This is a genomic window from Vibrio genomosp. F10 str. 9ZD137, assembly GCF_049974785.1.
Classification (GTDB): Bacteria; Pseudomonadota; Gammaproteobacteria; order Enterobacterales; family Vibrionaceae; genus Vibrio.
On record NZ_JBNGCJ010000490.1, the window covers coordinates 1 to 4,413 of the forward strand.

Genomic DNA, 4,413 nt, shown 5'->3' on the forward strand with positions numbered 1-4,413 from the left:
AACCGCTCTTCCGATCTCTCGGAAGGCGAGGTAACAATAGACACCCCGATACTCGCACCTAAATGACAGGTTTGCCCTTTAATGCTGTATGGCTTAGACAAAAGATCAGAAAATCGCTGACATAAATCTCCTACGATTTTTTCATCCACTTGATTGGGTAAGCAAATGACAAACTCATCCCCACCAAACCGAAAGCTGATATCGCCTTTCCGTGCATTATTCTTTAAACGAAACGCTACCTGCTGCAATACATGGTCACCAACAATATGCCCCATTGAATCGTTGATGACTTTGAATCTATCGAGATCGATAAATAGAATAGAAAAGCCACGCGTTTTTTCTTGGCCAATGAGTTCTAGTTGATGCTCTATTTTCTCACTCAATGACTGCCGATTAAATAGGCCTGTCAATTCGTCTCTTGTGGCCTGAATTTCAAGACTTTCGGTTTTTTCTTTAACAATTCGATCTGAAATTTGCAAACGGTGGGCATAAAAACTGACACCAATCGAAACCGACACGGTCAATAACAGTATAAGGATCACTGCAGTCGAGCCATAAATCAGTAGTCTCGTTTTGTCATCAATCATCGAGATCGATATTGTCCAGTTTTGGCCTATGAGTGGTAGCTCGACCACCTGGGTATAAACAAGCACCTGATCATAATAAGATGCTTTCTCTAAAGCTAAATTGACATGCGACTGAAAAATAACGGAATCGTTTTGTGTGCTGGTGTTGGCAACCGAAATATTGAGCTTGTTAGAATTAATTTCACTTTTCCATGTTACACCCAAAAACTCATGGAATAGAACGCTGGCCACCACGAATCCCTGCAGTTCATTTTCACTCCCTAAAACGGGAAGAAACAATTTTACCCCAGGGTTGTTCTCATCTTCAAAGACACTCGTCGCGATACCTTGATCCAGGAGTGACGATTTCATCGCTGTTGAATAATCGCAGTGAGTATCCAGCCTTTGCCCCAAAAAGTCACTGGCTTCAAACTGAGGTGAAACATAATAAACAGGTAACGTTGCGCTGCCTAACCCAAACGCACATGAACTCGTTTGATCCATGCTGGGCAATAATCGAAAACCGAGTAGCCCCTCTTTTTTGGCTTGCTGTTCAAATTCCATCACGTCATCGGACGCCACCAAAGGCACCCACAGTACAGAGTGAATGCCCGACCCTATTCCCGTTCGGGTATCAAGGAATCGTTGAAACTGAGATTGAGATGGGCTGTTACCGTTTTGCATAAACTTTTGAGTTGCATAGATCAACTCAGACAATGAGCGTATTGATTGCTCGAGCAGTTTCACCTTACCGTGAAATTGGATTTCGAGTTGATCGTGCAACTTACGGGACTCATAAAACTCGACAGTGCGAAAACTGAAAAAGGCGACGACAAGCCCTATCACCCAGATTACGAGGAAAGATTTACGAAAAAACAGGAACTTCAATGTGTCACGCTCTATTGATAGATTACATGAATACAACTCTATCATAGCCCTCTCGCCAATGATAATGATTCTTATTTATTTAATATTCGCGATATGGTCTGAATACACGCCATCTGGATCACTAAATCAGGCTTTTTGATAACGATTTAGATTAATTTATCACCGACAATGAGATACTGCCCATGAGGAAAACAGACCTTATTCGGGAGGCGTTATGAACACAAAACTGGGTCGTGTTATGTCATCTAGCCGGTTAGTTTGCTTTAGTGCTTTTCTTGCTGCTACCTTTGCATGGATATTAAAAATGCCCGTACTCTTCTTTGTTTCAGCGGCCTTTTTATTATTCAGCGCTTTTATCTACTTCGCTGACATCGTAAAAAATAGGACCAAAGAAAAAGGCGCATAATTCGTAACAGGAGTAGGTGCGCCCTAGCCTGACTTTGAATAGACGACTTTTCTTGCTGTTTGGTTTAACGGATTTCTGCGAATAGCGCTATCTGTTGTATAGTGAATGGTCGGTTGTTTTTAAGGAAATGTCATGTCGTTGGTTAATCAGCTTTCACTTTTTATTGATGTTGTACAGCAAGGTTCGTTTACCAAGGCGGCAGCGCTTCATGACATGGATAACTCCTCCCTATCTAAACAGATTAAAAAGCTTGAGAGAGAGCTGGGTGTGCAGCTTCTTAACCGGTCTACCCGTTCTTTCTCGTTAACATCGGCCGGAGAAGAGATCCTAGAGCAAGCCCATAGTTTGGTGAGTACATTAGGCAACGTAAAGACCATTGCCGAGTCCTACCATACCGAGCTAAAAGGCCGGATCCGAATGACTGCCCCTTTGCATATTGGGCAATACTACCTGCAACCTGTGATCACCCAGTTTATGAAGCGTTATCCAGAGATAGAGGTGACTTTGTTAATGGACGATAAACGCTCTGATATTATTTCTGATCAATTAGATGTTGCTTTCCGATTTGGTCGATTAGAAGATTCCAGTTTGATTGCGAGAAAAATAGCGGATATTCGCTCGGTCATACTCGCCTCTAACGACTTCATCGCTCTGCATGGCGAACCGACCACCCCTGAAGAATTAACCAAACTGCCATCGGTCATCTATAGCAATGGAAACATAACAGTAGACACGCTCAGATTTAAAGAAACGCCAGGAAGCAACGAGCTGACCAGCTATAAAATGAAGGGAAAATATAGAGTTAACGATGTGAGTACATTAATCAGCTCAGTAAAAGAGTCTCTCGGTTATGCCATGATTGCGTCTTCTAACTTATCGTGTCCAATAGAAGACATGAACCTCAAACCACTGCTCACACAATACACGCTTTGCAACCAAGGACTAGGATTGTACGCCCTTTACCCTCATCGAAAACAAACGGCTTTGATCACTGAGTTCATCAAAGCCGTGCAAAATTATATTGGCGATAAACCACTTTGGGAACAACATATCGCCCATTTCGATACACTGTACAAGCGAAATGAATAGCGCGGGTTTATCGCGTGCGTGTCAGCTATAACACCGAAATAACGTCGTCCATTGGTAAGCGTGCTTTCGGTAAACCATGGTTGTAATCTTCGACTTCTTTGTGGTAACCCAATGCGAGTGCAAAATCACACACGTAGCCATTCAGCTCCTCTTGAAATTCTTCACCGATAAGCTTGGTATCGACCCCTTCCATTGGCGTTGAGGCAATACCCATACGAGCAAGCGTATGCAGCGTATTACCTAAAGCAATATACGATTGCGCTTTTGTCCAATGGCCATTGAAACCCGTGTCATCGGTATTTAACTCAACAAAACCAAACGCGCCTTCAAGCATGTCATTGTAACGTTCCGCAGGAAGATGACCTGAGCTGACTTCTGCATCAACCACTTTACGATACTGCTCTTTATCAAACTTAGGATGATGAGCGAATAGAATTGTATGGGAGGCTTCTTTCGCATGAGGTTGATTGAACTGGAACATATTGGCGAACGTTCCGTGAAAACGCGCTTTGGCGTGATCACTTTCAAGAACGATAAACTTCCAAGGTTGCGAGTTGATGGAAGACGCAGATAGGCGGATCGCTTCTTTGATCACGTCCATATCTTCCGCTGAAATTCGTTTGCTTGCATCGTATTTTTTAGCCGTATAGCGAGTATTGAGATCGGCAATGATTGGGTGCGTCATATCTATTTCCTAAACTGAATGGACAAAAGTTATTGAGAGACCATCTGCTCAATATGTTGTTGATGGAATTAAGATAAACAAAAAACGACCAAACAAACAGAGCGTGAACAGCCAATGACTATGGAAATAAAGTTCCACAATCATAGCGTGAGATTAAAGTGAGTCGATAAGGTTTGAACTGTTCTTTTTGGCGCTATTACGTCTTTATTTTCATAACGATTTCAACGATAAATTATATTTGTCGTTAAGAAAAAAATGATTCGTTTTACCTTTTTCCCAATCCCGTCCATATTCGCCCCGAAAAACACCCTACTTACTTTTTTCGGAGGCTCCTGCATTGGAAAACATTCTTACTACCGAGCCTAAAGCTCGCATCTCTGTACCGGTTATTGCGCTCTCTCTTTACGCAATTGCATCTGGTTATTTGATGAGTTTGATGCCTCTGATGCTACCTCACTATGGCCTAGAAAGTAGCTTGGCCAGTTGGCTAGCCAGTGTATTTTATGCGGGGCTTTTAGTCGGTGCGATCGCTATTGAACCAATGGTAGTGAAGCTTGGGCATCGTAATGCGTTTATTTCGTGCTTATTGATCTTTATGGTCTCTATTGTTGTGTTACCGGTTCTCTCTTATTCATCCATCTGGTTAGGCGCTCGCTTTGTGGCGGGTATCGCAGTCGCTGGTGTTTTCGTTATCGTAGAATCATGGCTGTTACATGGTGATGAATCCAGCAGAGGAAAACGCTTAGGTCTTTACATGGGGGCCTTGTATGGCGGCTCTT

Annotated in this window: 5 protein-coding genes; 3 read left to right on the top strand and 2 right to left on the bottom strand. The window is 42.8% G+C overall.

Translation table 11 applies throughout. The features are described 5' to 3' along the window. A partial coding sequence (locus ACP45E_RS11845) for a sensor domain-containing diguanylate cyclase (protein WP_141707314.1) occupies positions 1–1,499 on the bottom strand: 1,499 nt, incomplete at its 3' end. Between the two features lie 169 nt (positions 1,500–1,668). On the opposite strand from ACP45E_RS11845, the gene ACP45E_RS11850 reads away from it, so the two are divergent. Together ACP45E_RS11850 and ACP45E_RS11855 are read left to right on the top strand one after the other, a co-directional pair. Next, entirely contained in the window at positions 1,669–1,860 is a 192-nt protein-coding gene (locus ACP45E_RS11850) for a hypothetical protein (protein ID WP_017033413.1), read from the top strand. Positions 1,861–1,992: 132 nt separating this feature from the next. Then, positions 1,993–2,949, top strand: a complete 957-nt coding sequence (locus ACP45E_RS11855; RefSeq protein WP_017033414.1) for a LysR family transcriptional regulator — start codon at positions 1,993–1,995, stop codon at positions 2,947–2,949. 25 nt (positions 2,950–2,974) lie between these two features. Here ACP45E_RS11855 and ACP45E_RS11860 read toward each other — a convergent pair whose 3' ends face one another. Continuing rightward, positions 2,975–3,634, bottom strand: coding sequence for a nitroreductase family protein (locus ACP45E_RS11860; protein WP_017033415.1), 660 nt, complete (start codon positions 3,632–3,634; stop codon positions 2,975–2,977). Positions 3,635–3,971: 337 nt separating this feature from the next. Between ACP45E_RS11860 and ACP45E_RS11865 the strand changes: the two genes are divergently transcribed. Next, the coding region (locus ACP45E_RS11865) for an MFS transporter (protein WP_141707315.1) at positions 3,972–4,413 on the top strand (442 nt) is incomplete at its 3' end.